The 4852-nt window shown below is 40.5% G+C and carries 1 pseudogene; it reads left to right on the top strand.

The features are described from left to right. Window positions 1-115: 115 nt before the first annotated feature. Window positions 116-4852, top strand: a pseudogene (locus BBROOKSOX_RS08920) (hypothetical protein); the annotation flags it as partial.

The raw sequence follows: 4852 nt of genomic DNA, 5'->3' as shown, positions 1-4852 counted from the left end.
ATCTGTAGGGGCTAATTTTTTAACCAAAGTTGGCAACGGCCCAACATTGGCATTAATGTTTTCAGCAGGTGGCAATATATTCACCCATATTGGCAATGGATTAAGCGCCGCTTTAATGATAGGCGGACAAGCCAATATCTTTACCAAAGTTGGCAACGGCACAACAGTAGCAATAATGCTAGCAGGTCATGCTAATATATTCACCCATGTTGGGGACGGCTTTAGTGCCGCTTTAATGATAGGCGGGACAGCCAATATCTTTACTAAAGTCGGCAACGGCATAACTTTGGCGGCTATGGTTGGATCCGCTAATATCTTTACTCACATTGGCAACGGATTTTCAGTTGCATTTGCAATTGGGCAGGCTAATATTGTTACCAAAATTGGCTCAGGTGATCTAATCACAGCCGCTATTGGTCAAGCCAACATTGTTACCCATGTTAATTTAGAGGGAAGCGGTAACACCATGAGTTTGGTGGTTGGTCGAGCCAATATTATTACCAGAATATCTTCATTGGAGGATTATACGGTTACCATCTCCCCACTAGATTTTGTAGTCTCAGACCCTGTTTTGGAAAAACATCGCCTCTTCCCAAGAGGCGATGTATTCTCTGCACCACAAAAATTCTTAACATCAGGCGTTGATGCACTCAAAGCAACGGGTGCTGCCCTATTAGGGGAGAATAACGAAGGCAGTATGGTTACATTTGCCGTAGGTCAAGCCAATATTATTACCCATATTGGCAATGGTGCAATGTTAGGTGTGGGTATTGGTGATGCCAATATCATCAGCAAAGTGGGCTTAGGTCAAACCATCCAAGCTGGCATCGGTAAAGCCAATATTCTTACCTCAGTTGGCGACAACGACAGCTTGCAAATTGCTATTGGTAAAGCCAATCTTGTTACCAAGGTGGGCTCTGGTCATAGCGCCATGATTGCTATTGGCAAAGCCAATATTACCACCAAAGTGGGTGATGGTTTCCATGCAGGGCTATCGATTGGAAAACTCAATGTTAATACCAATATTGGTGATGGAATCGCAATCAATGTTTTGATTGGTAAATACAATCTCAACACGCGCGTAGGACATGGTGTGAATGTGGCAGTAATGAAGGGCGATTACAACATCAATGTGCGTTATGGCGATGGGATGAATATCGCCTTAGCAGCGGGCAAAGGCAATATTACCGTCAAAATTGGTGACGGTGATTTTTATGGCGCCATGCTTGAAGTGGGTACTAACAAACAAAGCGTTACCGCTAAGATGAAAACCCTTATGCAAGGCATGTTGTCAAATTTAAAAGAGACGGCCAAAAGTATTTTGGTGAGTCAAACCATAGGAAAGGTCATCAATGGAGACGAAGCAGACATAACCAAACTTCGTGGCACTAGCCACTCCACCCCTAATTACACCAGTAATGTCAGTTCTGTCAATACAACAATTGATAAATCAGAATACCAGCAATCAGATGCTGATGAAGACTCAAATATTAACTCAGAATCAAGACAAGATAAGCGAACGGTTAATATGTTGAAAACCGATACCAAAGTTGATGAAAGGGATGCCAATCAAGATGCACGGGAAATTACGAATGTCTTGGGTGAGGCTAACAATGATTTAATGCAACACCAAAATCAAGAGGACAGTGAAGGATTAAAGGTGCTAAATCAAAGTGGACAAAGTGATTATCACCGTAGTTACACTCAGTTTGGTTCTGTTGATAAAGCTAGGGACAAAGCCAATCAGGATGTTGTAAACAGCAAAGAAGGTATCAACCAAAGCAAAAGCCAAACACAAGAAGAGTTAGATAATGTCAAGCAACGCAACAAAAAAAATCAAACACACCAACAAAAAGAGCGACAAAAAATAACAAAAAATTTAGGGGATGCCAATCAAAAATATCAGGAAGTTAGCGATGAAAAAATCAACCAAAAAGGCCCAACTTTGGTTGCCATGGCTCTTTATTTAGCGGACGAATATCCAGCAACCAAAAGCATTTTTGAAATAGGAGACAAGGTTAAGGTTTCGTTAACAATGGACAAAGCCATGCGATACCAAAATGGCAAGGTAGACTATGCTGCCAACTCCAAGATAATCATCAATGGCTTAGTGTTTTCCCTTAGTGTTAATCAAGGCTTTGCTAAGCCCAATGCAAGTGCTATAGAAAGCACACAGTTGATATTTGAACATACTGTTCAAGTAAACGATGCTTTTACTCAAGGCAAGGGGTTTTCCATTCAATCGGCATCCGACTTAATTATCAGTGGTATTGCTGATAGTGACGGCTATCCCCCTGCTTTTATCAATACAACTTATCCAATCTCATTGAGTAATACGATTACCACTCAGTTTGACAAGCGCGATTTAATTGTGGTTGGCGATACATTCCAAGGGTATACCATTAAAAAGAAAGTGAACAACGACTCTTGGAATACTGATGCCTTTTCTCAAGAAAGTTTTGTTGGTGATGGTTATGCGATTTTTACACTGAGTGCCACTTCTGCTAGAAAAGCCATTATGCTAGGTCTGTCTACTGACAACCCAGATGGCAGTTACAAAACCATTGAGTATGCCGTTTATCTTTACAACGACAAAATAAAAGATGTGCGTAATAACAACACAAAATACGCTAATTTTAATTATCGCTATAAAGCAGGCGACCAAATTAAGATTGAGCGTAAAGGCACTACCCTTCGTTATTACCATATTGATGGCAACGGCAATACTATTCGCATACTGGCAACACAAACAGGTGTTTCTGCCACTTCAGCACTACACATTGATACTTCAATTAAGAGCAAGGGTGCCAAACTCACAGGGGTAAGGCTGGTTAAAGGCTTGAGCAATCTTAGTAAATATACGATTGATGTGCATGCTCCAAAACCTATTACCAATGCTTGGCGTGTAAGTAGCATAGCGAGCAGTAATGATATTACCATCGGCGATATCAAAGCAGACTTAATACTGGACGAGATGATGCCCTGGTCAAGGGTTGGTCATATGAATAGCACAGCGAGCAGTAATAATATTACCATCGGCGATAAAATCAAAGTAAGTTTAACACTGGACGAGGCAGTTACCTTGGCAGGGGTTGGTCATAATAAAATCACGATTGCCGGCAAGGAATTCTTATTAACAGGTACTAACAACACAACCACCAATACATTGGAATTTACTTACACTATTCAAGCCAACGACAAGATTGACAGTGACAATTTTAAGATTAACAATAAAAGTGATATTGTTTTGAGTGGCATTAGAGACACAGATGGCAATAATATTGATTTCAGTAGCATTCAGAGTCCTACAAACATCTCTAAGTTACTACTTGACACTGAATTTGTTATCGGTGGTGGCAACAAAATAATCCACACTAATGGTGTTTATGAAAAAACCTCTGGTGCTGGCTGGAATGCCGATGTTACATCTTCCAAGGGCTTTATTAATGACGGCTATGTTATTGCCAAACTTGGTAACACTGGCAGAGTAATGCTTGGACTTTCAAGTGATGATTCTAGTGATTCTTACAAAAGTATAGATTACGCTTTGTATGCAGACTCAGGTATAGGTAATAAATTTGTCATCTATGAGGGTGGACAGCCTCAGCATAGCACAGGGGTTACTTATGCCACTGGCGACTATATGAAAGTCATTAGATCAGGTGCCCAAATAAAATATTACCATATTAAAGCCAGTGATGGTCCTCTTGCCAAAGGCACTTTGCTTTACACCTCAAGCAAAACTTCAAATGCAAATACCAAATTGTTTCTAGACAGTTCTTTTCATGATGTTGATGCTAAGTTAACAGATATGCAAATATTCAGTGGCAAGGATTTGCCATTTTCAGTTGATGTGGGTGCACCTAAACCCATCGCCAATGCTTGGCAGATAGACAGCACAACGGCTGATAATAACGGCGTATTCACCCTCGGTGATGAAATTAAACTCACGCTCAGCATAGATGAAGCCGTCACTTTGGCCAAAGTTGGTCGCAATAAAATTGTTATTGCCGGCAAAGAATTTCTTTTAACAGGCACAAATGGCACCCTGACTAACACGCTGGTGTTTGCTTATACTGTGAAGATTAACGATACAATTGATGGTAAGTATTTTAATATCAATAATAGACGCAGCATCTTTTTATCCGATATTGTTGATACAGATGGCAATAGTATTGATTTCAGTGGCATTAACAGCCCCGTGAGACTTTCCAACACATCACTTGACACCCATCTTAGCGTCGGTGGCAACAGAAGAATGACGCTAACCAATGGTGTTTATGAAAAAATCTCTGGTGCCGGCTGGAATGCCGATGTTACATCTTCCAAAGGCTTTATTAATGACGGCTATGTTATTGCCAAGCTTGGTAACACTGGCAGAGTAATGCTTGGACTTTCAAGTGATGATTCTAGTGATTCTTACAAAAGTATAGATTACGCTTTGTATGCAGACTCAGGTATAGGTAATAAATTTGTTATCTATGAAAGTAGTGTGAGGGTATGTGAAACAGGTGTTCGTTATGCCACTGGCGACTATATGAAAGTCATTAGATCAGGTGCTCAAATAAAATATTACCATATTAAAGCCAGTGACGGTCCTCTTGCCAAAGGCACTTTGCTTTACACCTCAAGCAAAACTTCAAATGCAAATACCAAATTGTTTCTAGACAGTTCTTTTCATAATGTCGGCGCTAAGTTAGCAGATATGCAAATATTCAGTGGCAATAATTCGCCACTTTCGGTCGATGTTTATGCACCCAAACCGACTGTCAATGCTTGGCGTATAGACAGTGGGCCTGCCGATAGCAAAGGCGTTTTTACCATTGGTGATGAGATCAAAATTACCCTCACT

It is taken from the genome of bacterium endosymbiont of Bathymodiolus sp. 5 South (assembly GCF_900128535.1).
In the GTDB taxonomy this organism is placed as follows: Bacteria; Pseudomonadota; Gammaproteobacteria; order PS1; family Pseudothioglobaceae; genus Thiodubiliella.
Note: the sequence above shows the minus strand (reverse complement) of the source record. Positions and strands in the feature narration are given on the sequence as shown.